The organism is Ruegeria hyattellae, from assembly GCF_041537925.1.
Classification (GTDB): Bacteria; Pseudomonadota; Alphaproteobacteria; order Rhodobacterales; family Rhodobacteraceae; genus Ruegeria_C.
Genome location: NZ_JBGOSH010000003.1, coordinates 17,484 through 43,932, shown reverse-complemented (window position 1 = coordinate 43,932; position 26,449 = coordinate 17,484). Strand labels below are relative to the sequence as shown.

Here is a 26,449-nt window from a genome sequence, read left to right as displayed (position 1 = left end):
CGGGGTTGCGAATTCTTAACCTTTGCCGGGCTATCCCTTGCCGGGATGAAACAATTGCCCAAGGCGGGGTCATGTCGCATACCGGGTCGTCGCGGACCGACCAGTTGAGCGGGTTTGAAACCAGGTACAGTCGGCGCGGTATGCTGCGCCGCTATGCGCGTTGGCGCATCGCCAATTTCGGTACCCGGCAGATCGTGACCATCACCGGCGGTATTGCGCTGGTGGTGACGAATGGGCCGGCTTCGGGCCTGATCGCAGTTCTTGCGGCCTTGATCGGAGAGGCAGTGGATTGCCTTTATCTGCGCTCGCTGCCGATGCCGATTCCTGCGGGGCGGGGGTATCGGCGCGCCAAACAATTCAGCACGCTGACAGCAGCGTTTCAAGCGCTGACAATCGCGTTCTGCGTCTATATCGGCTGGACCGGTCCGGTGACCGGGCTGTCGCCGTTTTTTGCAATGGCGTTTCTGACCGGGGCGTCCATTGATGCTGGCCTGACCATGCCTTATCACCGATGCGCATCGATTGTGCGGCTGACCATCTATGGGACAACAGCGCTCACGCTCAACATCGGCACATATCTGACCGGTTCTGCCAACACCGCCGCTCTGGTGCCGAACCTTTCTGCGATCCTGCTTCTGGCGTATATGGTGATGCTCTTTCAGGGGTTTGTGAACCAGAATTTCCAACGCCAGCGCGCCTCGACGCTTGAGTTGCTGCGCAAAAGTCGACGGTTGGCACGGCGGCAACGCGAGGCGCTGCAATTGTCACTTGTGGCCCGCAATGCCAATGACAGCGTGTTGCTTTCTGACGTGCGGGGTCGGATCACCTGGGTCAACGACGCCTTTACCCGGATCACTGGCTACACCGCGCAAGAGGCCATCGGGAAGTACCCCGGTGACCTTTTGAATGCGCCCGAGACCGACCCGGGCACGCTCAAGCGCCTTACTGCGGCAATTGCCGCAGGCAACAAGTTTCGCGGCGAAATTCTGAATGCCTCCAAGACCGGGCAGCGAATCTGGGTCGAAATCAACTTGGTGCCGGTCAAGGCCCCTAATGGCAGGGTCGAAATGTGGGTCGCTGTCGAACGCGATGTCACTGCCGCTCGCGCGCATGCCAGGGAAATAACTGCCGCGCGCGAGGCGGCGGAGCGTGGTGCGCGCGTCAAGGCCGAGTTTCTAGCGACGATGAGCCATGAACTGCGGACGCCCCTCAACGGTGTGATCGGCATGGCGGATGTGCTGCTCGATTCCAAACTAGACGCCGATCAGCGCGAAAACGCCCTGACGATTCGCAGCTCAGCCCGGGCGCTTCTGACCATCATCAACGACATTCTGGACCTGTCCAAGCTTGAGGCGCGCAAGACCGTGCTGCGCCCGGTACGGTTCGACCTGCTGAGTTGTCTGCGCGAAAGCACGCAGTTGCTGACCCCGCAGGCGCGGAGCAAGGACCTGCGACTAACCTTCAGGGCATTGACCTTGGTACCACCGCTGGTGCTGGGGGACGAGGGCCGGTTGCGCCAGATCCTCATCAACCTGATCGGAAACGCATTGAAATTCACCGCCGAGGGCAAGGTCAGTGTTACCCTTTCGGTGGCGGCACGCGATGATGGTCATGCCGTCACGATCAAGGTCTCGGATACCGGTATTGGGATCGCGCCCGACAAGTTCGATCACGTCTTTGACAGGTTCTCGCAGGCGGATGCGGATATCAACCGCACCCATGGCGGCACGGGCCTTGGGTTGACCATCTCGAAAGAACTGGTTGAGGCAATGGGTGGATCCATATCGGTTACCTCCGAGCTGGGGCAGGGGACCTGCTTTCGTATCATGCTGCTGTTCGGTTTCGCCTCTCAGGCCCGATTGCCGGAGGGCAAGGCAGAACGCGGCCCCTGCCTTGAGCTTGACGGAATGCGGCTGCTGGTGGCCGACGACAACAAGGTCAATCGCCTGCTGATCAGCAAGTTCCTCAAAGATGTTCCGTTGAACCTGGAATTTGCCCATAACGGCGCGCAAGCAGTCGAGGCGGTACAGCGCAACCCGCCCGACTTGATCCTGATGGATGTCGCCATGCCGGTGATGAGCGGGCTTGAGGCGGCGCGGATGATCCGCGCCGGCGATGGCGCGCAGCCCAGAATCATCGCGCTGACTGCCAATACCTTTGACAGCGACCGCGCCGCATGTGACGCCGCTGGTATGGACGATTTCCTCAGCAAGCCGATCCGACGCAGCGATCTGATGGAACGGCTGACCCATTATGCGCGGGCATCGGCCTCGGCCCGGCGCGCGGGTCATTGAAATTGCCTTGGCGCAAAACCTGCCGTATCCATGACCGGCAAAAAGCCCGAGGTGTGCCGTGGATATCGCAACGCGCGTCTATAACCACAAATGGAAGATCGATCCGATTGTCCGGTCTCTGATCGACACGGATTTTTACAAGCTGTTGATGTGCCAGTCGGTTTTCCGAAACCGGCCTGATACGCATGTCCGTTTTTCGCTGATCAATCGTACCCTTACGGTCCCCTTGGCGGATCTGATTGACGAGGGCGAGCTGCGCGAACAGCTTGACCACATCCGGTCGTTGCGCCTGAGCCGCGGCGAAAGCACATGGCTGCGCGGCAACACCTTCTATGGCAAACGCCAGATGTTCCGGCCTGATTTCATGGAGTGGTTCGAGGGGCTGCGCCTGCCGCCCTATCACCTGGAACGGCGCGGCGATCAGTATGAATTAACCTTCGAGGGGCTCTGGCACGAGGTCATGCTGTGGGAAATTCCGGCGCTCGCCGTGCTGATGGAACTGCGCTCGCGCGCGGTCATCAACGACATGCGGCGGTTCGAATTGCAGGTGCTCTATGCCCGCGCCATGACCCGCGTCTGGGAGAAGATCGAAAAACTGCGTGCCATTGACGGGCTGGGCATCGCCGATTTCGGAACCCGTCGCCGCCATTCCTTCCTGTGGCAGGATTGGTGTGTGCAGGCGATGATCGAGGGGCTGGGTCCGGCCTTTACCGGCACGTCGAACTGCCTGATCGCCATGCGGCGCGAGGTCGAGGCGATCGGCACCAACGCGCATGAGTTGCCGATGGTCTATTCCGCGCTCGCCGAAACCGACGAGGAACTGGCGCAAGCCCCTTATGACGTTCTCAGCGACTGGCACGAAGAGCATGACGGCAACCTGCGCATCATCCTGCCCGATACCTATGGCACCAGCGGCTTTTTGGATCGCGCGCCGGATTGGCTGGCGGGCTGGACTGGTATCCGGGTCGATAGCGGTGATCCGGCAAAGGCGGCGCAGATTGCCATCGACTGGTGGCGCGCGCGCGGCGAAGACCCGCTTGAGAAACGGATCATCTTTTCCGACGGGCTGGATGTGGACTCGATCGCGTCGCTGCACCGGCAATTTGCGGGGCAGGCGATGATTTCGTTCGGCTGGGGCACGCTGCTGACCAACGATTTCCGCGATCTGGTGCAGGGCAACGGTCTTGCGCCGTTCTCGCTGGTCTGCAAGGCTGTGTCGGCCAATGGGCGGCCCACCGTCAAATTGTCGGACAATCCGGAAAAGGCGATGGGTCCCGCCGACGAGATTGCGCGCTACAAGCGGGTGTTTCAGGTTGGCGCGCAGGAGAAGATCGACGTGGTGGTCTGAGCCGCCTCACCCGTGATAGGCCGCGACGGTTTTCAACTGCGAAAACCCGTAAAGCGCTTCAATCCCTTTTTCGCGCCCATGTCCGGACTTGCCAACCCCGCCAAAGGGCAGTTCCACCCCGCCGCCTGCGCCGTAATTATTCACAAAAACCTGCCCCGAACGCAGCCGCTTCGCCAGTCGCATCTGCCGCGCGCCGTCGCGGGTCCAAATGCCCGCAACCAACCCGTAATCGGTGCCATTGGCGATGGTAAGGGCCTGTTCTTCGGTGTCGAAGGGGATGATGACCTGAACCGGGCCGAAAATTTCTTCCCGTGCCAATGGGTGCCCGACGGGCACATCAGCAAACAGGGTGGGGCGCACGTAATGCCCGGTATCCGGTGCCTCTGGCATGATCTGCCCTTGCGCGATCACACAAAGATCCGAGCCCAGGTCGAGATAGCGCGAAACGATCTCTTGCTGCCGGGCTGAGATCAGTGGCCCGACGCGCGGGTCTGACAAAGCGGGGCCAACAGTCAACTCGCCATACGCCGCTGCCATCCGATCACGCACCGCGTCATAGACACCGCGCTGGACCAGGATGCGCGACGCGGCCGAGCAGGTCTGGCCCGCATTCTGAATGCCCGCATTGACCAGAAATGGCAGCGCGGCTTCCAGATCGGCATCGTCAAAGACAAGCTGCGGAGATTTCCCGCCCAGTTCCAGCGTCACTGGAACCACATTGCCGCCTGCCGCCTGCTGCACCAGTGCACCTGTCGCCACTGACCCGGTGAAGGAGATATGATCGACATCCCCATGCGCGGCCAGCGCCGCCCCGGCCTCGGTCCCCAATCCGGGCACAACGTTTAGGGCACCTGCGGGCAAGCCGGCCTCCTGCGCCAGATGGGCAAAGGCGAGCGCGGTCAGGCAGGCCTCGTCGGCGGGTTTCAGGACCGTCGCGTTGCCCATCGCCAGCGCCGCGCCCACTGAGCGGCCAATGATCTGCATCGGATAATTCCACGGCACGATATGGCCCGTCACCCCATGCGGTTCGCGCAGCGTATAAACGGTGTAGCCGTCGAGATAGGGGATGGTCTGCCCATGCACCTTGTCGGCGGCCCCGCCATAGAACTCGCAATACCGCGCCAGCGCTAGCGCATCGGCACGGGCTTGCGTCAGGGGTTTGCCCACATCCATCGCCTCCAACCGGGCCAGATCTTCGACCCTATCGCGGACCAAACCGGATAGACGAAGCAGGATGCGCCCGCGTTCGGCGGCGGTCATCGCACCCCATTCGCCATCGAGCGCCGCGCGCGCCGCCGCGACGGCAAGGTCCACGTCGCCAGCGCCGCCCCGCGCGATCCGGCACAGCTCGCTGCCGTCGGACGGGTTGGTCAGCGGCAGCGTTTGGCCAGCCGGCCGCCAGTCGCCGCCGATCAGGCAAAGCGTGGGATCAAACCAGATCGGATCAGACATGGGGGTGGCTCCTGTGCTGGGTGTCGATGTCGGGAAGAACCGGCGCAGCGGCAATCAGCGCGCGCGTATAGGGATGGCTCGGGTTCGAAAAGACCTGTTCGGTATCGCCTTCTTCCACGATCCGGCCTGCACGCATCACCAGCACCCGGTCGGTGATCGTGCGCACCACGCTCAGGTCGTGACTGATGAAGAGATAGCTCAGGTCATGGCTCTCACACAGCTCGGCCACCAGATCGAGGATGCGCGCGCGAACCGAGACATCAAGCGCCGAAACTGCCTCGTCGAACAGGATCAGGTCCGGCTTGATGATCAGAGCGCGGGCGATGGCGATTCGTTGCCGCTGACCGCCGGAGAACTCGTGGATGTATTTGTTCGCATCATCTGGCGACAGGCCAACGGCACGCAAGGCATCGGCCACAGCGTCGGCGCGTTCCGTGCCCGAGGGAGGGTTTTCAAGCAGGTGATAGGGTTCAGTGATCAGCCGCGCAACGCGGTGACGGGGGTTGAAACTACCGAACGGGTCCTGAAACACCACCTGCATGCCGCGACGCACGGCAAGATCCGCACCGCGTTCGGTGTAGACCGGTGCGCCGTTCAACAGAATCTGGCCGCCTTGGACTGGTTCAAGCCCCAGTATGGCTCGTGTCAGGGTCGATTTTCCGCAACCGGACTCCCCGACAAGTCCCAATCGCTCACCCTTTCGCAGTGTGAAGCCCACTCCATCGACGGCGCGGTGATACTCGGTTGGCGTGAACAGCTTCGTGCGCGGCAACCTGTATTCGCGCACCACGTCCTGAACCGAGAGCAGCGCCACGGAGCTATGTTTTTCGGGCAGATCGACGCGGTGGCGTGACGCTTCGAACAGCATACGGGTGTATGGGTGGCGCATTTGGGAAAAGAGCTGACGTGTCGGTCCGGTTTCCACACATGCGCCTGCGCGCATCACCACGATGCGATCTGCCATGTCAGAGACAACCGCCAGATCATGGGTGATCATCAACAGCCCCATGTCGAACTCTCTAACCAGCCCTTTGAGCAGGTCGAGGATCTGCGCTTGTGTGGTGACATCCAGCGCGGTTGTTGGCTCATCCGCGATCAGCAGGTCCGGGCGCAGGGCGATGGCCATGGCGATCACCACCCGCTGGCGCTGGCCGCCCGACAATTCATGCGGAAACCGACGCGGTGAGAACTGATCCGGCGGAAGACCGACGCGGTACAACATCTCATGAGCCTGCGCGCGGGCCTGACCCAAGGGTAGTGCGCCATGGATCAGGATGGTTTCGGCCACCTGTTCGCCAATGGTCTTTACCGGGTTCAGCGCGCTCATCGGCTCCTGAAACACCATGCCGATCCGGGCGCCGCGCAGGGCGCAAAGCTGCGCTTCCGGCAGGTCGGTCAGCTCGGTCCCGTCCAGTTGGATCGAACCTGTGACTTTCGCGCTGCCGGGCAGAATTTGTATGACAGAAAACGCGGTCATTGATTTGCCTGAGCCGCTTTCACCGGTGACGGCGACGATTTCACCCTTGTTCACGGACAGATCGACATCGCACAGGATCGGTTTGCCCGCGATGGATAGGGATAGCCGAGTGATCTCAAGCAGGCTCATGCGCGCACCACCCGGATGCGGGGGTCGAGCCAGTCGCGCAGCCCGTCCCCCATCAGGTTCAGACCCACCACGATGCCGATGATCGCAAGGCCCGGAAAGATGGCAATATGTGGCGCGATGGTTACCAAAGTCTGCGCATCGGCCAGCATGCGGCCCAGCGAGGGGGTCGGCGGTTGAACGCCCAACCCGACAAAAGACAGCGCCGCCTCGACTTGAATGCCCAGGGCGAACTGGATGGTGCCCTGCACGATCAGGATGCCGAGGATGTTGGGCAAGATGTGTTCGGCGCTGATCCGCATGCGCGACTTGCCAGCGACGCGCGCTGCAAAGATGAACTCGCGCTCCCACAGGCTGAGCGCGCCGCCGCGCGCGACACGGGCAAAGACGGGGATGTTGAAGATGCCAAAGGCCACGATGGCGTTGGTGGCCGAAGGGCCGAAGACGGCGGTGATCAGAATCGCCATCGCCAGCAGAGGGAAGGCGAAGATGACGTCATTGGTGCGCATGATGATCTCGTCGATCCATCCGCCCTTGCGCTGGCTGGCCAGCAGGCCCAGCGGGATACCGAAGGCAAGCCCGATCGCAACCGCGACCATGGCGACACCCATCGACGTGCGGATCCCGACCATGATCATGCTGAGTATATCACGGCCGAAATGATCGGTGCCCAGCGGATGCGCAAGGCTGGGTGGCAGCAGCTTGTTCGGGATGTCGAGTTGTTCGTAGGAGTAGGGCGTCCAGACCAGCGACACCAGCGCCAGCCCCAGCATAAGGGCGGTCAGACCCGATCCGATCCACAAACCCCGGCTCATGTGCGCGCCCTCAGCCTTGGGTCAACGAAAGCGTAGGTCAGATCGACCAGAAAATTCACTGTGATCACCACAAAGACCAGCAGCATCACGACTGATTCCACAACGATCAGATCGCGAGAGTTGATGGACTGAAAGATCAGCCGCCCCAGACCGGGCAGATAGAACACCTGTTCGATGATGATGGCACCGGCCAGCAGGAACGAGACCTGCAGCCCGATGATGGTCAGAACCGGGATCAGCGCGTTGCGCAGCCCATGCCGCCAAATCGTCTGCCTGCGGCTCAGACCCTTGGCGCGGGCGGTGCGCATGAAATCCTCGCCCAGTACGTCCAACAGGGCAGATCGCATGACGCGCGCAAGGATCGACGCTTGCGGCAGCGCCAGAGAGATCGCGGGCAGAGTCAGCGCGTGCAGACCGGCCCAGACGCCTTTGTCCCACCCGGGAAACCCGCCCGCGTTGAACCAGCGCAGGTTCACCGCAAATACCAGCACCAGCATCATCGCGAACCAGAAATTCGGAATCGCAACGCCCAGCTGCGTGGTGCCCATCATCGCGGCATCCCCCATCCGCCCTCGTTGCGAGGCAGCGTAGATTCCGGCCGGAAAAGCAAGCAGGGTCGAGATTGCCAGCGCATAGAGCGTCAGTGGCAGCGAAACCCAAAGCCGGTCCGCGATCATCCCCGCCACCGGTGTGCGATAAGTGTAGGAGGTGCCGAAATCCCCCTGCAGCATACCGCTGACCCAAGCGAGGTAGCGGACGGGTTTTGAGGCGTTTAACCCCAACTCGCTGCGTAGCGCTGCCAATGTATCAGGCTGCGCGTTCACGCCCAGCATGAACTGCGCCGGATCGCCTGGGGCGATCTCAATCACTGCAAAAATCACAAGCGAGGCGACCATTAGGCTCAGCACAAGCGAAAGCAGGCGTTTCAGGGTGTAGCGCAACATCGGGGCCACGTTAGGCGCGCGCCGGACGTCGGTCCAGCATCTATCACCTGACCAGGAAGTTCAGGATCGCAAAGCCGATTATCGCCGCATAAGATAGCGGATAAATCCATTTGATCGCGTAATTGTCCAGCTTGGCCGCAAACGCCTCGCGCCCAGCCAGTTTCAGCCGTCGTAGCATCACGTTGAACACGATCGCCGCACCGGTGACTACAAACATCCATTGCAGGATGAAATCCAAGAATGTCAGATATCCCAGCTTGGGCAGATCGTCGGAAATGACCCAGTTGAACGCCACGAAAACCAGCAGGTTCGCGCCTGCGATCTCGATTCGTTTGCGATATTCGTCCAGAAAGAACAGCGACCAGCTGACCGAAATCAGCACAAGCATTGGCATGAAAATCCGGATCGCGTAATACAGCACATGTCGCCTACCGGTAAATTCCAGCGCGACCTTGTCACTGTCCATGCCGGACAGGCCGACAACCGTCGATTTCTGCATCCGGGCGTTTCCGAGAATCCATTCCTCTTCGCCCAGCAAATCTCCCAGGCCGGACATGTCTTCGAGGATCGAATAGCGCACGGTCCCCGAGGGGAAGACCGAAACCACCTCGTAATAGAAGCGCTGCGTGTCGAAGGGGTATTTGCGGAAGTCGAAATAGGGGGCCTGCAGGGTCAGCGAGGATTTCTCGAGATAGTTCGCCTCGCCATCGCTGGCCACGGCAATGACCGACTGGTGTATCCAACGGTTTGATTGCTGGTTTTCGATCACGAAGGCGGGGACGATGGCACTGTTTTCCGTGGCGTATTCCAGAAACGCCTCGGTTTTGAACACCCGGACCTCGCGTGGGTAATCGGTAAGCTCGTAAGCCAGTGCGGGGTCTTTCCAGCGAAAGCGCAGCGTGGCTACTGCGCCGTAGTTTTCGGATTTCTGATCGACGAAAGTGATTTGGTCGATATGGATTCCGATGCCCACATCAAGCGGTTTGCCCGGTGTGCCCAAAGCGCGCCCGTGGTCATGCTGCAGCAGCCCCTGTGCCATGGCCGGACTCGTCAGGGTCAGCAGCATCAGCAGGGTTGCCATCAAGGCTGTCAGGGAAAATTGGTGCAAATTCATCGCTTGAAAGTCTTGGTTTCGAAACCGGGCGGCTCACTCGGTTGCTGGACCGCCCCGCTATTCATTCCGACCAGGACATGCCGGTCAGGTCGATGGCCGCGGTGGGTGCGTCGACCCACAGCCCCTTCACCCCGGCTTTGGCGACGCCGAGTTTGGCCCATTGGAACAGGAACCCGTTGACATAGTCCTTGGCGATGATCTCCTGCGCCTTTTTGAGCAGCGCGTCACGTTCCGCCGGATCGGTGGTGGTGTTGAGTGTCTGCATCAAGGTCTGAAACTCGGGGTTGTCATATTGGAAGTAATAGTCGGGCCGCGCGTAGATCCCGATATCCATTGGCTCGGTGTGACTGACGATGGTCAGGCCGAAATTTTTGCCTTTGAAGACCGATTCCAGCCATTGCGCCCATTCCACATTGATGATCTCGGCCGTTATGCCGACCTCGGCCAGTTGAGCCGCGACGATCTCGCCGCCGCGCCGGGCGTAGGAAGGCGGCGGCAGGTGCAGTGTGGTTTCGAACCCGTCCGCGAACCCGGCTTCGGCCAATAGCGCTTTCGACTTTTCGGGGTCGTAGGCCGAGTTGCCGGTCAGATCCACATAGGCCGGGTGATGTGGCGCGAAATGGCTACCGATCGGCGTGCCATAGCCGAACATTGCGCCATCGATGATCGCCTGCCGGTCGATGGCATGGGCGATCGCCTGGCGCACCTTGATATCGTCGAAGGGTGGTTGCTTGTTGTTGGTGCTCAGGATCGTTTCGCCCTCGTTCGAGCCGACCAGCACCTGAAAGCGCGGATCGGCCTCGAATTGCGGCAGGTTTTCCGGGGCGGGGAAGTTGTCGAACACGTCGATATCCTCGGCCATCATGGCGGCAAAGGCGGCGGTGGGGTCCGAGATGAATTTGAACGTTGCGCTCTCCAGTGCCGGGGCATCGCCCCAATAGGCGTCGTTACGGGTCAGGTCGATCCGATCGCCCTGCACCCATTCCGCGAACTTGTAGGCACCGGTACCGACCGGGTTGGTCTTGATGTCGTCGATGCTGGACGGGGACACGATCACCGCGTCGCCCCATGCCAAGTTGAACAGCAGGTTGCCGTTGGGCTCAGTCAGGGTCAGCTGCACGGTAAGCGGGTCCAGCACGGTGACCTCGGCGATCCCGTCAAACAGCGCCTTCTGCGCGTTGGCGCTGTCCTCGGCGCGGGCGCGGTCGAGGCTGAACTTCACGTCCTCGGCACTCATCGGCGCGCCATCGTGGAATGTCACGTCCTCGCGCAGCTTGAACGTATAGGTCTTGCCGTCCTCGGAAATCTCCCAGCTTTCGGCAAGCCCCGGCACGATTGAGCCATCGCCCATGAAGCGGGTCAGCCCCTCGAACACGTTGGTATAGACCACCGAATCGATGGCCTGTGCAGCGGCGCTTGTGGGGTCCAGATGCGGCGGTTCCAATTGCAGCGCGATAGTGATGTCACTCTCGGCATGGGCCGCCGAGCACCACAGGCCCACGACCAGTGCACCGGCCAGTCTCACCGACCGCGTTTGAAAAAATCCCATGGTGTCCTCCGCGAATGTCTCATGGCCTTTGATCGGCCCTTGGCCCAACTCTCCTCGTAAACCCAAGGTCAATCAAGTATATGTTGGCGCAACCGGTCTTCATATGGCGCGCGGCAGTTGGTATTTCCGCGTGAACTGCAACATGTCGAAAGCAAGCTCATGAGCGCCTCAGCCCGTAAGACAGCCCCGAACGCGGATGACATCCTGCGCCAGAAGGGCGGCGACCCGCTGGTCAGCCTGACTGCCTATACCACGCCGATGGCGCAGATGATGGACGGGCATTGCGACTTTGTGCTGGTGGGCGACAGTGTGGGGATGGTCTTGCACGGGCTGACCTCGACGCTGGGGGTCACGATGGAGATGATGATCCTGCACGGACAGGCGGTGGCGCGTGGCCTCAGCCGCTCAATGATGGTGATCGACATGCCGTTCGGCTCTTACGAAGAGGGGCCGGCGCAAGCGTTTCGCAATGCTGCACGGCTAATGTCGGAAACCAATGCTGGGGCGGTCAAGCTGGAAGGCGGGGTCGAGATGGCGGACACCATCCGCTTTCTGGTCCGGCGCGGCATCCCGGTGATGGCGCATATTGGCCTGACGCCGCAATCGGTGAACACGCTGGGCGGCTACAAGGTGCAAGGCCGAGAAGAACAAGCCGAGGCGGTGCTTGGTGACGCGCGCGCTGTCGCGGATGCGGGCGCGTTTTCGGTGGTGCTGGAAAAGGTGCCGAAGACCCTGGCGGACCAGATCACCGCCGAAGTTGCGATCCCGACCATCGGGATCGGTGCGTCGGCGGGCTGTGACGGGCAGATCCTGGTGGTGGACGACATGCTGGGTTTTTTTACTGCGTTCAAACCGAAATTCGTTAAACGCTATGCCGATCTGGGACCGCTGGCCGAGGCTGCGATCGCCGACTATGCCGCCGAGGTGCGCGCCCGCACCTTCCCGGCGGCCGAGCATGTGTTCGCGGATCAAGCCCCGCAAAAGGTCGTCAAAACATGACCCGCATTCTGCGTCGGTTAGATGATCTGCGCGCTCAGACGGCGCATTGGCGCGCGCAAGGCCACAGTATTGGCGTGGTGCCGACGATGGGTGCCCTGCATGACGGGCACCTGTCACTGGTCGAGGCGGCGAAGGCCCAATGCGACCGGATCGTCGTCACGATTTTCGTGAACCCGATGCAATTCAACAATCCCGGCGATCTGACCAGCTATCCGCGGGTCGAGGAGGAGGACGCCGCCATGCTGTCGCCGCTGGGCGTCGATCTGATCTATGCCCCGAGCCCGGACGAGGTCTATCCTGGTGGTTTCGCCACGACCATCTCGGTCGCTGGACTGACCGACATGATGGAAGGCCCGAACCGCCCTGGTCATTTTGACGGGGTGGCCACGGTGGTGGCCAAGCTGTTTCTAAAGACCCAAGCAGACCGTGCCTATTTCGGCGAGAAGGATTATCAGCAACTCATGGTCGTGCGCCGCATGGCGCGGGATCTGAACATTCCGATCGAAGTGGTCGGTTGCGACACGGTGCGCGAGGCCTCGGGCCTGGCCATGTCGTCACGAAACCGGCGGCTGAGTGAGACCGGGCTGCGCCAGGCGGCAGCATTGCACGCGGTCATGGGCGACTTGGCGCAGGCGCTGTCGGAGGGCGCGGAGTTCGCGCCGCTGCAGGCCGAGGCGGTCGGGAGGCTGGAACAAGCGGGTTTTGATCCGGTCGAGTATCTGGAGTTGCGCGATGTGGCGACGCTTGCCCCGCTTGAGGCTGCCACCGCCGATGCGAGGCTGTTCGCGGCCGCCTTTATCGAGGGCGTGCGCCTTATCGACAACATCGCGATACCCGCGCGCTGATAGGGAGTGTCCTAAAGCATCGCTCCCTTTATCTGAATCGCAGGCAATGCTCTTCCCACCTGTTTTGACGCGCTATTTTATCCCATAACCGGTACCGACTTTTTTGGATTGCGCTCTAGCCGGTGGCCGAGATGATGAGGTCCGGCCCGAAAATCCTGTCGGAATAGCTTTCAAGATAGATCTTGAGCCAGGGCGTGAACCGGTCCGGGTGCCGTGCCACCTCGGCTTGCAGGTCGTGATAGTTGATCCAGCGCGTATCCATGACCTCGTCCGGGTTCGGCTTGACCTCGACCGTCTTGCGGGCATGAGCCAGAAAAACATCGACCACCTCATGTTCGACCAGGCCCGAGCCCACGTCGGCGCGGTATTCGAGCTGATGGCGGAATTCCGGGTATAACCCGCTGATCCCCAATTCCTCGTGCAGGCGGCGCACGGCGCAGATGGACGAGGCCTCTTCCCAGTCTGGATGAGTGCAGCATGTATTCGCCCACAGGCCGGGGGTGTGGTATTTGCCCAGCGCGCGCTGTTGAATCAGGATGTTCATGCCGCGGACGACAAAGACCGAAACCGCCTTGTGTTTCAGCCCATGTTGATGTGCTTCAAGCTTGCCATACGGTACCAGCGTACCGTCCACCCAGGCGGGAATTTTCGCTCCCATGCAGATGCCTCCCAACGGCCTGCGGATGCAGGCCCAGTCTTGCGCTGCTCGAACCACCCCCGCTGTTGCTGGTCCAAACAGCTATGCTGCCAACCTGCACAGAACCTACCACAGGTTCAATCGTGCGAAAGGCCGCAGGCATAGCTGCGGCCCTTTTCTGCCTCCAAAAAAAGAGGAGCGGTTTGACTGTTACTCGGCCGCGCTGGCCAGGAAGGCATAGATGTCTTCGCCACCCTTTCTCAGCTTAAACGTCATCTTGGATTTGGCTTTGGGGTCGTCCAGGTAGGTCTGCAGGAATTTCTTGGGGTCTGTTGTGTATTCGACAAAGGTCGCTTCGTCCCAGACCAGCCCGTTTTCGCCCGCCAAAACAAGGCTGTCGCCATATTTGTAACCTTCCTCCGTGCCTGCGGTGCGCCCAATGATGCCGTAAAGATTGGGTCCGGTTTTGCCGCCTTTCACGATGACTTCATCCGACGCCGATACAACCGTGTGGCATGCTTTACACTTGTTGAAAGCCTTCTTGCCTGCTTCTGCGTCACCCTCTGCCAACGCCGGGGTGGCCAGCATGAGGGCGGAGATGGCAGCGTGAATCGAGTATTTCATAATTTCGCTCCGTTTGCGTAGCTACCTCACAAGTGAGCGGGTGCGGTAACTTATGTCAATCGGATAGAATGCCGCGCCGCCCTCGCGCGGCGTTTATGGCTGTGCGCCGTCGTCATTGCCTTGACGAATGTCAATCCAGCAGGGCAGCAGATCACCCGCAGCGGGGCGCGCAAGAAAGACAGCACGCGCGATGGCGCGGCTCAGGCAGAGTGCCGCTGCGTGGCCGACCAGACCCAGCTCGGCATCGGGGCTTTGCGGCGCACGGGTACCGATTGAGACGCCGAATACCAGATCGCCGTCACCGGGGCTGTGCGCGGGCACCACGGCGCGTCCGATCCCGTCATGCGCGGCGATCGCCATCCGCTGACACTGTGCCTTGCTCAGCGTGGCATCCGTTGCGACGATGGCAATTGTGGTATTGGCGCGCGCGGCGCCTTTTGTGGGGGTCAGCACGGATTTGCGGCTGCTTAGGTCGAGGCCCAGCCCGGCACGCCCGTCCGGGCCGACACCACCGAACTCATCGTTCAACTCGAAAGGCGCGGCCCAGAAATGGAGGTCTCCGGGCGTCGTGACACTGCCCAGCGGGTTGGCGGCAACAAGGGCCGCTACCGTAGCGCCCGAGGGCAGGACCAGCGAGGCAGAGCCTAGCCCCCCCTTGAGGTTGCCGCTCAATGCACCGGTACCGGCACCGGCGCTGCCAAGCTTGAATTCCGTGCCAGCCGCCATAAACGCGGCATGCCCCAGTGCAGCGTAGGGATTGTGTTGCCACCCTTTGTCGCCGCCGTTGAGCAAATCGAACAGGATTGCGCCGGGCACGATCGGCACCACCGCCTCCCCGACCCGAAAACCGCGCCCCGAGGAGCGCAGCGCGTCCATCACACCCGAACAGGCATCCAGCCCAAAGGCCGAGCCGCCCGACAGCACCAGCGCATCGACCTGCGAGACGGTCTTGTCGGCGGCCAGCAGATCGGTCTCACGCGTGCCCGGTGCGCCGCCCATCACATGGACCGACGCGGTGAAGGGCGTGTCCGCGGTCAGCACCGTGACCCCGGATTTCAGCGCGTCGTCCTGGGCGTTGCCGACTTTCAGACCGGGGATATCGGTGATCAGGTTTCCGGGTCCGGGGGTCATCGTCAGATACATCGCCCGCCATCCACTTCAAGCGCGGCCCCGGTGATCATCGAGGCCTCGTCCGAGCACAGGAAACAGGCGGCATTGCCCATATCCTGCGGCGTCGAAAAGCGGCCTATCGGGATGGTCGACAGGAATTTCGCGCGCATTTCCGGCGTGTCCTCACCCATGAAGGATTTTAGCAGGGGGGTCTCGCCCGCCACTGGGCAAAGCGCGTTGACGCGAACCCCGGCGGGGGCCAGTTCCACCGCCATTGTCTTGGTGGCGGTGATCATCCAGCCCTTCGAGGCATTGTACCAGTTCAGCCCGGGGCGCGGCGATATCCCGGCGGTCGAGGCGATGTTCAGGATCGTCCCGGCGCCGCGCGCCTTCATCTGCGGCACAAGTGCCCGCGATGTCAGAAAGACCGATTTCATGTTCACCGCAAAGACCCGGTCGAAATCCTCCTCAGTGACCTCATCCAGCGGCGCGGGGAGATGGGTGATGCCGGCATTGTTGACCAGAATGTCGATCTGGCCAAAGGCGGTTTCCGCCATACGCGCCATCGTTGCGACCGACGTCGCGTCAGAAATGTCGGTCTCGCAGACCTTGCCCTCGATCTCATCCGCGAGTTGCTTGGCAGCCTCCCGGTTGAGATCAGCGATCATCACATGCGCGCCTTCGTCTGCGAACTTGCGCGCGATGCCCGCGCCGAACCCCGACGCACCGCCGGTGACGATGGCGGATTTGCCCTCCAGTCGCATGACCGCAACTCCTCCCCTTTGTGCATTGCCCGAACCCTAGCAGCGCGCGAACCGGATGCCAGCCCAAAGCGTCTTAGTCGTCGCTGATCCGCCCTCGCAGCGCCTTGACTGCGCCGCGTGCCTTTTTGGTGTCCAGCCTGCGTCGCACCGATCCGTAGGTGGGTTTGGTGGGCACCCGGCGCTTTGGCTTGACCAACGCGCGGGTCACCAGTTCGACCAGCCGCTCGCGCGCAATGTCGCGGTTACGCGCCTGCGAGCGGGTCTCGTCGCACTGGATGACAATGGCGCCGTCCTTGGTCCACTTCCGGCCCGCCAGCCGTTTCAGCCGCGCCTTGACCGGGTCAGGCAGCGAGGGCGAGCGCGCCGCCTCGAACCGCAATTCCACGGCGGTGGCCACCTTGTTCACATTTTGCCCGCCCGGCCCCGAGGCCCGCATGAAGCTTTCGGTAAGCTCCCAGTCGTGAATGGTTATGGTGTCGCCGATCCTGAGCATGCGACGACCTTACCGGGGTGGCAAAGAAACAAAAAGGCCGCCCCGACGGGACGGCCTGACTTGCGTGTCGTTTATGCGATTAAGCGTGCTGTGCGGACGCCGTCAGGCGTGCCACGATCAGGCGGAACGGCACCAATGCCACCAGGGCCAGCGCTAGTTTGACCAGCCAGTCGGCAAAGCCCAGCGTCACCCAGAGCGGTGCTTCGGGGCCGGTGAGCAGGAAGGGAACCGGCTCCCACGCCCAAGAGATCGCGGCATCGGCATTTGCGCCGAAGAACATAACCGAGGCCGAGAAGGCGATGGTGAAGAACAAAGCGGTGTCCAGCGCCGAGCCGACCAGTGTCGAGACCAGCGGCGCGCGCCACCAGCGGCCCGCACGCAGGCGGTCAAAGAGTGCCACATCTGTCAGCTGGGCGATCAGGAAGGCGGTGCCCGAAGCCACGGCGACGCGCAGCGGCACGGCAGGGCCGAACTCCAGCATGATCTGGCTACCGATCAGCGAGCAGAGAATGCCGGTGACGAAACCGGCGAGCACAACCTTGCGCGCGGCCTGCACGCCATAGACGCGGTTCATGATGTCGGTGACGATGAAGGCACAAGGGTAAGTGAACGCGCCCCAGGTCAGCAGCCCGTCGAGGATCAGGAATTGAACCAGAATGTTGGATGCCACCACAATGGCGGCCATGGCAAGAATGCCGGGAAGGTAGGTACGTGTCATATCTTGGTGCCCGTTTTGACAAGGTAGCGGCGACTTGGCCCGATTCAATTCAGGCAGGCCGCGCTGATAGCCGCTGTTTGCGGCTTTGGCAAGTCATTCCGGCAGGGTATATTCCACGATTTCGGTTCGGAGGAAGAACACAAAATTGTCGTCCGAGATCATTGTCGCGCGCAGCTTGCCCTTCGCGTCTCGCCAGACCGAGACCCCTTCGAGGTTCTCATGCGTGCCAGATCGTGTGTCGAGCACGGTTTCTTCGTTTGTGGCCGCCGTGTCAGTCACCGTCCAGCGCCGCAGACGGCTGCGGAACCCCAATGTCCCGGTCGCGCGTTCCAGCACGTATAGCCGCCCATCCGGTCCGAAATCAGCCCCTACCGGCAGGTAGTCACCGCGATGCGGCAGCTTGAACGGGGTCGACCAGTGTCGCCCGTCCCAGCGATAGACCGGGATGGTGCCATCCGCCGCGCGGCTGCTTTCGGGCATTGTATAAAGCCGCCCCTTTGCGTCGATAGCAAGCGGCTCGAACGAACCATTTTTGGCGAGTTTCTTGAATGCCTTTGGACGTGGCAGCACTTTGGAGCGGCTCTCGGGGTTGGCAAAATGGGCAAGGCGATGCACGCCTTCGAACGAGATATAGTGGCTGCCATCGGGCGCCACGGCCAGACCTTCGGAATCGCCCGCCCGCCCGATCATGCGCTTGTTCCTGCTGGAGCGGACCCAATGGGCCGAAGTGACATCGACACCGCTGACGCGTCCATCCGTACGCTGCAGTTTCGCTGACACAAGGATCGACCGGTCGCTGAGCGCAAGCATCGACATGCCGTCATCCGACAGCTCAAGCCCGGAAAACCCGCCGAACCACGGGGCCTTGGCGGTCCATTGATAGCTGCCGGCGGGAATCGCACCGGATCGTTCCACCGCATGAACGCTGCCCGTCAGCGCCAGGGCGCAGATTACTGCGATTGCAGAACGGCGGCGCATTGTTGAGGCAGGTCCGAGAGGATGTATTCCCGGCGCTTCTTGGGTGCCGGCGCGTTTGGATCACGCGGTTTGGGTGGCGGCGGGTTCAGGATGTTGTTGACCCATTGCTGTGCCTCGGCGCAGCCGTCCCCCTTTGGCGGCGGATCCTGATTGACGCAGCCGCGCACGCCTTTGGGGCAGCTCAGTCGGACATGGAAATGATAGTGGTGGCCCCACCAAGGGCGAATCTTGCGCAGCCATTTGCGGTTGCCCTTGGCGTTCTTGCACATCTCGACCTTGGCGCCGGGAAAGACAAAGATCCGCGCGACACGCCTGTCCTTGGCTGCCGCTTTCAGGATTTCCTGATGCTGTGGTGTCCAATTGGCATTCACGAACGCTCCTTCGGCACGGCGCATCGAGATTGACGAGATGTTTTCGCGATTGCGACGTGACAGGTTCAGTTTGCTGGCCGGGCGCATCCAGATGTCGATATCCAGCCCAATCTGATGGCTGCGATGTCCACTCAGCATCGGGCCGCCGCGCGGCTGGCTGATGTCGCCAATATAGAGCCCGTCCCAGCCGGGCTGTTTTGCGGCGAACCGGCTCAGATCCTGGATGTAATCGATCGTCTCGGGGTGGCCCCAGTTGCGATTGCGCGACAGGCGCATTGCCTGCCAGGTCGGGCCGGTCTCGGGCAGTTGCACCGAGCCTGCGGCGCAGCCCCGCGAATAGCTGCCATAAGCGGCGGATTTCTGCCGGGAGCCTTGATTGTGCGCCCCGAACAGCTCTTTAGCCAGTGGTGCTGCGTTGGTGCTGGCGGCCATTCCCGCCAGCGCGGCAATCGTCACAAGTATCCGTAAAATCATCAGGCCTGATCCCCTTCCGGTCTTACCCATCGCAACAATATGAGCCCCAGAATAAACAACCCGATCACCGGGGAAACCCCCAATCTGGCATCTCCGAATACGGTAGTGGCCACGCCGATTAGCATGGGCGCCAGAAAGGCGGTCGCGCGGCCCGACAGGCCATAAAGCCCGAAGCTTTCGGTCGGGTGGTCAGGGGATGTGTGGCGCACCATGAGCGACCGGCTGGCCGATTGTAGAGTGCCGCCCATGCCGCCGATCAAGATACCGCAACCAAAGAACAGCGTGTCGGGCAGTGATGAGCCCTCAGCCAGCGCGATGCCGAAAATCTGGGTGCGATCCATGCCGACGATCAGGGCGCAGACCAGGATCAGGATGCAGATGCACATCACGATCACCGGTTTCGGCCCTAGCCGCTTGTCCAGTTTGCCGCCGAAATAGACAAAGATCGCCGAGGCCAGAACGCTGACGATGCCAAAAACGCCGATCTTGATCAGGTCCCATTCCAGCACCAGACGCGCATAGACGCCACCAAAGCTGTAAAGTCCGTTCAGCGCATCGCGATACAGCATCGAGGATCCAAGATAGGCCGACAGGCTGTACCGGTGCCGCAAATCCGCAATCGTGTGGCCCAATAGTTGCAGCGCACCGGAAAGTGAGCCCTTCTTGCCGGTACGCGGCCCGTCCCGCACCCACAGGAAATAGGGCACCATGAAAAGGATGTACCAGGCGGCGGTCATCGGTCCGACGAAACGGGTGCCCTCCATCTGCGCAGCGTTCAGGCCAAAAGCCGGATCGAGGCCGATCAGGGTTTTGCCATTGGGCTGTTCGACAAAGAACAGCAGCATGATGGCCAGCGAGATCAGCCCGCCGAAATAACCGAAGGCGAAGCCGCTGCCCGAGACCTCGCCCACATCCTCTTTATCGCTGATATCGGGGAGTTGCGAGTTGATGAAGATCAGCGCGTATTCCGCGCCGACAAAGCCAAGCCCGAAGGCCGACAGCATCAGCCACATGTTCGACCCGTCAGGCAGTGTGAACCAAAGCGCGGCGGACCCCACCGCATACATCACCGAAAAGGCGAAAATCCACGGCATCCGGCGACCGGTGACATCAGCGAAGGCACCCATCAGCGGCGCGCCGAAGGCGATGATCAGCCCGGTGATGGTCAGGCAATTGGCCCAGACAACCTGCGCCCGCGCGGCTGCGGCCTGATCGGAAAGTCCGGTTGTTGCGAAATATTCGGCGGCCACTCCAGCGAAATAGGGGCCAAAGATGAAGGTGACCAAAAGCGAGTGATAAGGCTGGCTGGCCCAGTCGAAAAACCACCAGCCCCAGACGCGTTTACGCGCGGAAATCTCTGCCATGCCCGTCCTCAAGTGCTTTGCCTTGATAAGACGGGCTGCGGGCGCGTTACACAAGCTTTTCCTGCATCGGTGGCCAGGGCCGCAGCGCATCCGCTGCGCACCAGGCCGCAAGCCATTCGGGCATCATCGGCGATGTGGCGCCCTCATACCCCATCTCGCGCAGCACCTCGGTAGGCGGAACGATTCCGTTGTCACCGGTGACCGCAGATCGGAACATCACGTGGCTGGCGCATTCGCCGTTTCGTTTCCACATGCTCTGTTCGAGATAGATGAATTTGTCATCCCAGCAAACTGCGCGGCTGCGCATCTCGAACCGTTCGAACCCGCGGATGCGACGGCGGAAACGCACGGTGGATCCGGCCATCGTCATTCCCCACCGCCGCTGCCTGATTGCCCTGATGAGGCCCACGCGCTGTGCCGTCATTGTGCGCCCGAGATCATATAGTGTCATGGCGCGGCCGTTGTTCAGCTCCAGCCAGAAATCCAGATCCCAAGGCCAGCAGATATGGTTCGAGACATGGGTCCCGGTCATTTCCAGCGGCGGCATGCGGCGGGCGATCAGCAGGTCTTTGATCAAACGGACGATCGGGAACATCGGACACTCCATGGCAGGTTGTCCGCCCTGATGCCAAAAGTGACGCAAAGGTCAAGCACGACGGCGCGGCATCCTTGCGCTTTTGCATATCAGCGACTACCTGTCGGGCAGACCAAAAGGAGAGACCTGACGATGATGGCAATCTACGGACCGCTGCAGCTGATCCTCAGCGTGGTTTACTTCTTCATCATCGTGCATGTGATCATGAGCTGGCTAATCAATTTCAACGTTCTCAACGTGCATCAGCAACTTGTCGGACAGATCTGGTACGGGCTGAACCGGTTGCTGGAGCCGATCTATCGCCCGATCCGCAGCATCCTGCCCGATACCGGTGGTCTGGACCTTGCGCCGCTGGTGGCGTTCATCGTCGTGATCTCGCTGCAGAATTACATCCTGCCGACGCTCTTCGGCTTCATGTAGACGCCACGCCCTCTTGTTCACTGATTCTTAGTGTGGGACACTGTTTGTTAAGAGCAGACAAACAACACTGAGAACAGGATCACCTGCCCATGCTGGACGCAGCGCCGCTTTTGCGGGACGTCTTTGGATTCGACGCCTTTCGCCCCGGGCAGGAAGAGATCGTCGATGCGGTGACCTCTGGCGAAAACGTGCTGGCCATCATGCCCACGGGGGGTGGTAAATCACTGTGTTTCCAACTGCCCGCCCTGATGCGCGAGGGGGTAACGGTGGTGATCTCGCCGCTGATCGCGCTGATGCGCGATCAGGTCCGCGCACTGCAAGAGGCGGGTGTGGCGGCGGGCACGCTGACCTCGGGCAACACGCCGGAAGAGAATGATCAGGTCTATGCCGCACTCGAGGCGGGCGACCTCAAGCTTCTGTATATCGCGCCGGAGCGACTGGCGGCGGGCTCGGCCATGGGCATGCTGCGCCGGATCGGCGTCAGCCTGATCGCGGTGGACGAGGCGCATTGCGTTAGCCAGTGGGGCCATGACTTCCGCCCAGACTACCTGCGCATCGGTGAACTGCGCCGCGCGCTGGGCGTGCCGCTGGCCGCCTTCACCGCCACGGCGGATGCCGAAACCCGCGACGAGATCGTCACCAAGCTGTTCGAAGACCGGCCACCGCGCATCTTTCTGCACGGATTCGATCGGCCGAACCTGCATCTGGCTTTTGCGGCCAAGGACGGGCCGCGTCGTCAGGTTTTGGATTTCGCCGATGCGCGGCGCGGGCAGTCGGGCATCGTCTATTGCGGCACCCGCAACAAGACAGAAGCTCTGGCCGCCGCCCTGCGCGAACAGGGCCACAACGCCTGCCACTATCACGGCGGGATGGAGGCCGGGGACCGGCGGCAGGTTGAGATCCGCTTTGCCCGCGAGGACGGATTGATCGTGGTGGCGACTGTGGCCTTTGGAATGGGCATCGACAAGCCCGACATCCGCTGGGTCGCCCATGCCGACCTGCCCAAATCCATCGAAGCTTACTATCAGGAAATCGGCCGCGCCGGACGCGATGGTGCCCCTGCTGAAACGCTGACGTTGTACGGGCCGGACGACATCCGCCTGCGGCGCGCGCAAATCGACGAGGGGCTGGCCCCGCCGGAACGGCGCGTGGCCGATCATGGTCGCCTCAATGCATTGCTGGGTCTGGCCGAAGCGCTGGACTGCCGCCGCAAGACCCTGCTGGGTTATTTCGGGGAAGAGGCCGAAAGCTGTGGCAAATGCGATCTCTGCACCCAGCCCGCCAAGGTGATGGACGGCACCGAGCCGGTGCGCATGGCTCTGTCGGCGATCCTGCGCACCGAGGAATGGTTCGGCGCGGGGCATTTGATCGACATACTCGTGGGCAACGAAACCGACCGCGTGCGCGACCGGAGGCACAATCAGTTGCAGACCTTCGGCGTCGGGCGGGCGCATAACAAGCAGCAGTGGCAGGCGATCTTTCGGCAGATGATGGGCTATGACCTGATCCGCCCCGATCCGGAACGCCATGGCGCCCTGCGTATGACCGAGGCCGCGCTGCCGATCCTGAAAGGCCAGGCCAGCATCCGTCTTCGGCAGGATACGATCAAGGCGGCGGGGCGGCGCCCAGCGGTCAAGGCGATGGTTTCGGACGAAGACGCGCCGTTGCTCTCAGCCCTCAAGGCCAAGCGCCGCGCGCTGGCCGAGGCCGCCAAAGTGCCCGCCTATGTGATCTTCCCCGACCGCACCCTGATCGAGATGGCCGAGAAACGGCCAAGCACGCTCGACGACATGGCGCGCATCGGCGGGGTCGGCGCAAAAAAGCTGGACCGCTATGGCACGATGTTCCTGCAGGTGATCACAGGGGCCGAAGACAGCCACCACCCGCAGCAGCGCAAACTCGCGGGGTCGGGACGGGCGGCAGTGTTCGATCAACTGCTTGAGGTTCAGACTGAACTGACGCGCGGTACCGATGGCACCCACAAACCGCTCAGCTGTTCGGCGGCGCAACTGGCAAAGGTTGCTCAGTTGCAGGCCGATGACCAGAACGGGCTGCAGCGGGTGCTGGGTGAAAGCCGGGCCGAACGATTTGGCCCGGCGTTTCTGGACGTGCTGCGCGCGGCAGGCTAGGTCTGAACGAGGACATGGGAAGGGGCAGTTATGCTTGTAGTGATTTCTCCGGCCAAGCGGCTGGACTGGGCAGAGCGCGACATCGCGCCGACGCAGCCTGATTTTCAGGATGACGCCATCCGGCTGGCAAAAACAGCGCGCAACCTGACACTGGGCGATCTTCGCAAGCTGATGGGGTTGAGCGATGATCTGGCCCGCCTGAACCGCGACCGGTTCCGGTTCTTTGCCGAAGACCCAGCAGCAGATATGACGCGCCCGGCGGTGTTGGCCTTTGCCGGGGATACCTATCAGGGGCTGGAGGCCGCTTCGTTCGACGCGGACGAGATGCGCTGGGCGCAGGATCACCTGCGCATCCTGTCGGGGCTTTATGGCGTATTGCGGCCTTTGGACGCGATCCAGCCCTACCGGCTGGAAATGGGCAGCAGGCTGAAGACCCGGCGCGGCAAATCGCTTTATGATTACTGGCGCGACCAGTTGAGCAAAGCGCTGAACGCACAAGCCTTCGAGACCGGGACAGACACACTGATCAATTGCGCCAGTCAGGAATATTTCGGCGCCGTAGCACCTGCCGCGCTCAAGCTTCGGGTGATCACGCCTGTCTTCATGGAGGACAAGGCCGGCTCCCCCAAGATCGTCAGTTTCTTTGCCAAAAAAGCGCGCGGGGCGATGGCGCGCTACATCATCCGCAATCGTCTGACCGATCCGGCGGGATTGCTGGAGTTTGACACTGGCGGGTATAGCTACCAGCCCGAGATGTCCGATCCCGACCGGCCTGTTTTCCTGCGGCCCTATGCCGTCGCTGCCGACGCTCAAACCGCGCAGAAGCTTGACGCGTAAGGTCGGCTGACCGAAGCGTCAGTTCAGATCGGCGCGATGACGGGCAAGGTCTGACCGGTGGCGCGCCGCAACTCGTCAACGGCGCGGGCCAGTGCCGGGCCGACACGGTCGTGAATTCGGTCATCGCTCAGCGCGTCCGATGTTGCGCCGCTGAAGAACGACACGGGCGCGCCAAATTCTGAAGGGCGGTAAGGAGTCGCCAGCGCATTGATGGACCGCGCAAAGCGCTCCGACCCGCTGACAAAAGCATAGCCATGGGCCAGCAACTGCTCGCGTGCCTGTTCGGTCAGCCTTGCCAGCGCTTCCCCCTGATCTTCGGGCAAGAGCGTCGCCAGCTTGGCCGTCTCTTCATTGGTCAGCGCTCCGACATAGGCCGCGCCCGAGGAAGAGGACAGCATCGGCATACGATACCCCACATCCAGCCAGATCGAAGGCGAGCCCGCTGGCCGCCAGGTCTTCACCATCAGCATCTTGCCGTCATCCTGAATCGCCACCCCGATCAGAGTGGCTGTCTCATCTGCAAGGCGCTGCATGATCGGCGTGGCGATCTCGACAAACGAGAAGGACGCCGCCGCGATATTGCCAAGCGCCAGTGCGGCGGGGCCAAGCCTGTATTTGTCATGATGACGACCATGGGTCAGATATCCCAGAGCACAGAGTGTGAAGGTCAGCCGCGACACGGTTGACCGAGGGATGCCGGTACGCTCGGAAAGGTCCAGATTGCCCAGCCCGTTATCAGTGGGGCGAAAGGCCCGCAAGATGCACAACCCACGCGCCAATGTGTTGGCATAGCGTTTGTCACTATCCTGCATTGGCGTCTTTCTCGGTTGCATCAGGACCGCCGCTGAACGAGATGAAGCGCTCCAGATGGTGATCCACATCGCCAAAAAGGTGATCGATCATGGTCAGGCGACGGGCGTAGTAGGACAGGGCATATTCGTCGGTCATGCCAATCCCGCCATGCATCTGGATGCACTCTTCGGCAACCAGCGTACCGACCCGCCCTATCAGGTTCTTGGTCGCGCTCACATGGCGTTCGCGAGTGAGGCGCTCGTCTTCCAAATGACTGGCAAGATTGACCACCGCCGAACGCGCCTGCTCGATCTCGATCAGCATATCGGCCAGCCGGTGCTGTAAGGCCTGAAAGCTGCCGATTGGAACGCCGAACTGCTTGCGCTCTTGCAGATATTCCACCGTCAGGGTCTTGGCCGCCTCCATCGTGCCGAGCGCCTCGGCGCAGACTGCCAGAATTGCGCGTGCGTGGGCTGCCTCCAAGGTCGCATATGCTTTACCGGGTTGCCCAACTCGCTGGCTTTGATCAACAGACACGGCATCCAGAGTGATGCGGGCCGAGGATGTGCCATCGACATTGATATGGCCGGTACAGGTTAGACCCACCGACGTCGAGGGGATCAGGAACAGAGAAATTCCTCCCTCGTCGAACGCGTCGCCACTTTCGCGCGCAGAGACCAGAATCCTCCCGGCTTGCGCACCATTCAGGACATGCGCCTTGGTGCCATTCAGCACGAATTGCCGGTTTTTGACCTGCGTGCACACATGGCTCAGGTCATAGCGCGATTGCGGTTCGGCATGGGCAAGTGCGAGGATAGTTTCTCCGGCAATGATCTGTTGTATCAGCGCGCTATTGCCGTCCGCCTCCAGAGCGGCTAGCAGACCACCCGCCAGAACCGCCGACCCCAGAACCGGCTCGATCACCCCGGCCCTGCCTAGTTCCTCGAACACCACCATCAGATCGGTGCCGGTGCCGCCATAACCGCCATGATCTGGCGCGAAGACGGCCCCGATAATGCCCAACTCGGCCAAGTCTGCGAACATGGCGGGGTCATAGGCCTGACCCGAGTCCAAAACCGCGCGCCGTGCCTCGTGGTTGTAGCGATCGTTCAGGAATCGCCGCAGCATGTCGCGCAGCATTACCTGGTCTTCACTCAACTCGAAATCCATCTGCGTATCC

The 26,449-nt window shown here is 61.7% G+C and carries 25 protein-coding genes; 7 read left to right on the top strand and 18 right to left on the bottom strand.

Annotated elements, in window-relative coordinates; all coding sequences use genetic code 11:
* Positions 1 to 71: 71 nt before the first annotated feature.
* Both AB1E33_RS07625 and pncB read left to right on the top strand, forming a co-directional pair.
* On the top strand, positions 72 to 2,294 hold the full coding sequence (locus AB1E33_RS07625; protein WP_372576672.1) for a hybrid sensor histidine kinase/response regulator: 2,223 nt from the start codon (positions 72 to 74) through the stop codon (positions 2,292 to 2,294).
* Positions 2,295 to 2,352: 58 nt separating this feature from the next.
* Positions 2,353 to 3,642 (top strand): nicotinate phosphoribosyltransferase, encoded by a 1,290-nt coding sequence (pncB, locus tag AB1E33_RS07620; RefSeq protein ID WP_372576671.1) that lies wholly within the window; start codon positions 2,353 to 2,355, stop codon positions 3,640 to 3,642.
* 6 nt (positions 3,643 to 3,648) lie between these two features.
* Here pncB and AB1E33_RS07615 read toward each other — a convergent pair whose 3' ends face one another.
* The 6 genes from AB1E33_RS07615 to AB1E33_RS07590 all read right to left on the bottom strand — a co-directional run bounded on the left by AB1E33_RS07615 (position 3,649) and on the right by AB1E33_RS07590 (position 11,119).
* On the bottom strand, positions 3,649 to 5,094 hold the full coding sequence (locus AB1E33_RS07615) for an aldehyde dehydrogenase family protein (protein WP_372576670.1): 1,446 nt from the start codon (positions 5,092 to 5,094) through the stop codon (positions 3,649 to 3,651).
* Complete coding sequence (locus tag AB1E33_RS07610; RefSeq protein WP_372576669.1) at positions 5,087 to 6,700, bottom strand: ABC transporter ATP-binding protein; 1,614 nt, start codon at positions 6,698 to 6,700, stop codon at positions 5,087 to 5,089. Before AB1E33_RS07610 ends, AB1E33_RS07615 begins: the two co-directional genes overlap by 8 nt.
* Positions 6,697 to 7,512: an ABC transporter permease gene (locus AB1E33_RS07605; protein ID WP_372576668.1), complete on the bottom strand. Its 816-nt coding sequence runs from the start codon at positions 7,510 to 7,512 to the stop codon at positions 6,697 to 6,699. Before AB1E33_RS07605 ends, AB1E33_RS07610 begins: the two co-directional genes overlap by 4 nt.
* Entirely contained in the window at positions 7,509 to 8,456 is a 948-nt protein-coding gene (locus tag AB1E33_RS07600) for an ABC transporter permease (RefSeq protein WP_372576667.1), read from the bottom strand. The genes AB1E33_RS07605 and AB1E33_RS07600 overlap by 4 nt, the downstream gene beginning before the upstream one ends.
* Before the next feature lie 43 nt (positions 8,457 to 8,499).
* Complete coding sequence (locus AB1E33_RS07595; protein ID WP_372576666.1) at positions 8,500 to 9,537, bottom strand: ligand-gated ion channel; 1,038 nt, start codon at positions 9,535 to 9,537, stop codon at positions 8,500 to 8,502.
* Positions 9,538 to 9,631: 94 nt separating this feature from the next.
* Positions 9,632 to 11,119, bottom strand: a complete 1,488-nt coding sequence (locus tag AB1E33_RS07590; RefSeq protein ID WP_372576665.1) for an ABC transporter substrate-binding protein — start codon at positions 11,117 to 11,119, stop codon at positions 9,632 to 9,634.
* Positions 11,120 to 11,278: 159 nt separating this feature from the next.
* On the opposite strand from AB1E33_RS07590, the gene panB reads away from it, so the two are divergent.
* Both panB and panC read left to right on the top strand, forming a co-directional pair.
* On the top strand, positions 11,279 to 12,118 hold the full coding sequence (panB, locus tag AB1E33_RS07585) for a 3-methyl-2-oxobutanoate hydroxymethyltransferase (RefSeq protein WP_372576664.1): 840 nt from the start codon (positions 11,279 to 11,281) through the stop codon (positions 12,116 to 12,118).
* Positions 12,115 to 12,963: a pantoate--beta-alanine ligase gene (gene panC / locus AB1E33_RS07580; protein ID WP_372576663.1), complete on the top strand. Its 849-nt coding sequence runs from the start codon at positions 12,115 to 12,117 to the stop codon at positions 12,961 to 12,963. The genes panB and panC overlap by 4 nt, the downstream gene beginning before the upstream one ends.
* Before the next feature lie 115 nt (positions 12,964 to 13,078).
* Here the strand turns inward: panC and idi are convergent, their stop codons facing one another.
* From idi to AB1E33_RS07530, 10 genes are all read right to left on the bottom strand, one after another.
* A complete protein-coding gene (gene idi, locus AB1E33_RS07575; protein ID WP_372576662.1) occupies positions 13,079 to 13,621 on the bottom strand; it encodes an isopentenyl-diphosphate Delta-isomerase in 543 nt (180 codons plus the stop codon).
* 189 nt (positions 13,622 to 13,810) lie between these two features.
* Positions 13,811 to 14,224, bottom strand: a complete 414-nt coding sequence (locus AB1E33_RS07570; RefSeq protein WP_372576661.1) for a c-type cytochrome — start codon at positions 14,222 to 14,224, stop codon at positions 13,811 to 13,813.
* Positions 14,225 to 14,317: 93 nt separating this feature from the next.
* Complete coding sequence (locus AB1E33_RS07565; RefSeq protein ID WP_372577258.1) at positions 14,318 to 15,355, bottom strand: P1 family peptidase; 1,038 nt, start codon at positions 15,353 to 15,355, stop codon at positions 14,318 to 14,320.
* A gap of 2 nt (positions 15,356 to 15,357) precedes the next feature.
* Positions 15,358 to 16,098, bottom strand: a complete 741-nt coding sequence (locus AB1E33_RS07560; RefSeq protein ID WP_372576660.1) for an SDR family oxidoreductase — start codon at positions 16,096 to 16,098, stop codon at positions 15,358 to 15,360.
* Between the two features lie 73 nt (positions 16,099 to 16,171).
* Entirely contained in the window at positions 16,172 to 16,591 is a 420-nt protein-coding gene (gene arfB, locus AB1E33_RS07555; RefSeq protein ID WP_372576659.1) for an alternative ribosome rescue aminoacyl-tRNA hydrolase ArfB, read from the bottom strand.
* Between the two features lie 79 nt (positions 16,592 to 16,670).
* On the bottom strand, positions 16,671 to 17,309 hold the full coding sequence (locus AB1E33_RS07550; RefSeq protein ID WP_372576658.1) for a queuosine precursor transporter: 639 nt from the start codon (positions 17,307 to 17,309) through the stop codon (positions 16,671 to 16,673).
* A gap of 93 nt (positions 17,310 to 17,402) precedes the next feature.
* Positions 17,403 to 18,287, bottom strand: a complete 885-nt coding sequence (locus tag AB1E33_RS07545; protein ID WP_372576657.1) for an esterase-like activity of phytase family protein — start codon at positions 18,285 to 18,287, stop codon at positions 17,403 to 17,405.
* Entirely contained in the window at positions 18,260 to 19,132 is an 873-nt protein-coding gene (mepA, locus tag AB1E33_RS07540; protein WP_372576656.1) for a penicillin-insensitive murein endopeptidase, read from the bottom strand. Before mepA ends, AB1E33_RS07545 begins: the two co-directional genes overlap by 28 nt.
* Positions 19,132 to 20,496 (bottom strand): MFS transporter, encoded by a 1,365-nt coding sequence (locus tag AB1E33_RS07535; RefSeq protein WP_372576655.1) that lies wholly within the window; start codon positions 20,494 to 20,496, stop codon positions 19,132 to 19,134. Before AB1E33_RS07535 ends, mepA begins: the two co-directional genes overlap by 1 nt.
* Positions 20,497 to 20,542: 46 nt before the next feature.
* Complete coding sequence (locus tag AB1E33_RS07530) at positions 20,543 to 21,091, bottom strand: acyl-CoA thioesterase (protein WP_372576654.1); 549 nt, start codon at positions 21,089 to 21,091, stop codon at positions 20,543 to 20,545.
* 132 nt (positions 21,092 to 21,223) lie between these two features.
* On the opposite strand from AB1E33_RS07530, the gene AB1E33_RS07525 reads away from it, so the two are divergent.
* From AB1E33_RS07525 to yaaA, 3 genes are all read left to right on the top strand, one after another.
* Positions 21,224 to 21,511, top strand: coding sequence for a YggT family protein (locus AB1E33_RS07525; protein WP_249706555.1), 288 nt, complete (start codon positions 21,224 to 21,226; stop codon positions 21,509 to 21,511).
* 89 nt (positions 21,512 to 21,600) lie between these two features.
* Positions 21,601 to 23,640, top strand: a complete 2,040-nt coding sequence (recQ, locus tag AB1E33_RS07520) for a DNA helicase RecQ (protein WP_372576653.1) — start codon at positions 21,601 to 21,603, stop codon at positions 23,638 to 23,640.
* Positions 23,641 to 23,670: 30 nt separating this feature from the next.
* Complete coding sequence (gene yaaA, locus AB1E33_RS07515; protein WP_372576652.1) at positions 23,671 to 24,477, top strand: peroxide stress protein YaaA; 807 nt, start codon at positions 23,671 to 23,673, stop codon at positions 24,475 to 24,477.
* A 23-nt stretch (positions 24,478 to 24,500) separates the two neighbouring features.
* On the opposite strand, the gene AB1E33_RS07510 is transcribed toward yaaA, so the two are convergent.
* Entirely contained in the window at positions 24,501 to 25,289 is a 789-nt protein-coding gene (locus AB1E33_RS07510; protein ID WP_372576651.1) for an IclR family transcriptional regulator, read from the bottom strand.
* Complete coding sequence (locus AB1E33_RS07505) at positions 25,279 to 26,439, bottom strand: acyl-CoA dehydrogenase family protein (RefSeq protein WP_372576650.1); 1,161 nt, start codon at positions 26,437 to 26,439, stop codon at positions 25,279 to 25,281. The genes AB1E33_RS07510 and AB1E33_RS07505 overlap by 11 nt, the downstream gene beginning before the upstream one ends.
* Between the last annotated feature and the right edge of the window lie 10 nt (positions 26,440 to 26,449).

Bases quoted from the DNA above. Each gene is read 5' to 3' on its own strand.
- panC (WP_372576663.1), top strand. From the start codon at position 12,115: ATGACCCGCATTCTGCGTCGGTTAGATGATCTGCGCGCTCAGACGGCG.
- AB1E33_RS07610 (WP_372576669.1), bottom strand. From the start codon at position 6,700: ATGAGCCTGCTTGAGATCACTCGGCTATCCCTATCCATCGCGGGCAAA.
- mepA (WP_372576656.1), bottom strand. From the start codon at position 19,132: ATGATTTTACGGATACTTGTGACGATTGCCGCGCTGGCGGGAATGGCC.
- AB1E33_RS07505 (WP_372576650.1), bottom strand. From the start codon at position 26,439: ATGGATTTCGAGTTGAGTGAAGACCAGGTAATGCTGCGCGACATGCTG.
- AB1E33_RS07535 (WP_372576655.1), bottom strand. From the start codon at position 20,496: ATGGCAGAGATTTCCGCGCGTAAACGCGTCTGGGGCTGGTGGTTTTTC.
- yaaA (WP_372576652.1), top strand. From the start codon at position 23,671: ATGCTTGTAGTGATTTCTCCGGCCAAGCGGCTGGACTGGGCAGAGCGC.
- AB1E33_RS07615 (WP_372576670.1), bottom strand. From the start codon at position 5,094: ATGTCTGATCCGATCTGGTTTGATCCCACGCTTTGCCTGATCGGCGGC.
- AB1E33_RS07525 (WP_249706555.1), top strand. From the start codon at position 21,224: ATGATGGCAATCTACGGACCGCTGCAGCTGATCCTCAGCGTGGTTTAC.
- recQ (WP_372576653.1), top strand. From the start codon at position 21,601: ATGCTGGACGCAGCGCCGCTTTTGCGGGACGTCTTTGGATTCGACGCC.
- AB1E33_RS07530 (WP_372576654.1), bottom strand. From the start codon at position 21,091: ATGTTCCCGATCGTCCGTTTGATCAAAGACCTGCTGATCGCCCGCCGC.
- idi (WP_372576662.1), bottom strand. From the start codon at position 13,621: ATGGGAGCGAAAATTCCCGCCTGGGTGGACGGTACGCTGGTACCGTAT.
- panB (WP_372576664.1), top strand. From the start codon at position 11,279: ATGAGCGCCTCAGCCCGTAAGACAGCCCCGAACGCGGATGACATCCTG.
- arfB (WP_372576659.1), bottom strand. From the start codon at position 16,591: ATGCTCAGGATCGGCGACACCATAACCATTCACGACTGGGAGCTTACC.
- AB1E33_RS07545 (WP_372576657.1), bottom strand. From the start codon at position 18,287: ATGCGCCGCCGTTCTGCAATCGCAGTAATCTGCGCCCTGGCGCTGACG.
- AB1E33_RS07560 (WP_372576660.1), bottom strand. From the start codon at position 16,098: ATGCGACTGGAGGGCAAATCCGCCATCGTCACCGGCGGTGCGTCGGGG.
- AB1E33_RS07510 (WP_372576651.1), bottom strand. From the start codon at position 25,289: ATGCAGGATAGTGACAAACGCTATGCCAACACATTGGCGCGTGGGTTG.
- AB1E33_RS07605 (WP_372576668.1), bottom strand. From the start codon at position 7,512: ATGAGCCGGGGTTTGTGGATCGGATCGGGTCTGACCGCCCTTATGCTG.
- AB1E33_RS07625 (WP_372576672.1), top strand. From the start codon at position 72: ATGTCGCATACCGGGTCGTCGCGGACCGACCAGTTGAGCGGGTTTGAA.
- AB1E33_RS07570 (WP_372576661.1), bottom strand. From the start codon at position 14,224: ATGAAATACTCGATTCACGCTGCCATCTCCGCCCTCATGCTGGCCACC.
- AB1E33_RS07590 (WP_372576665.1), bottom strand. From the start codon at position 11,119: ATGGGATTTTTTCAAACGCGGTCGGTGAGACTGGCCGGTGCACTGGTC.
- AB1E33_RS07565 (WP_372577258.1), bottom strand. From the start codon at position 15,355: ATGACCCCCGGACCCGGAAACCTGATCACCGATATCCCCGGTCTGAAA.
- AB1E33_RS07550 (WP_372576658.1), bottom strand. From the start codon at position 17,309: ATGACACGTACCTACCTTCCCGGCATTCTTGCCATGGCCGCCATTGTG.
- AB1E33_RS07595 (WP_372576666.1), bottom strand. From the start codon at position 9,537: ATGGCAACCCTGCTGATGCTGCTGACCCTGACGAGTCCGGCCATGGCA.
- AB1E33_RS07600 (WP_372576667.1), bottom strand. From the start codon at position 8,456: ATGTTGCGCTACACCCTGAAACGCCTGCTTTCGCTTGTGCTGAGCCTA.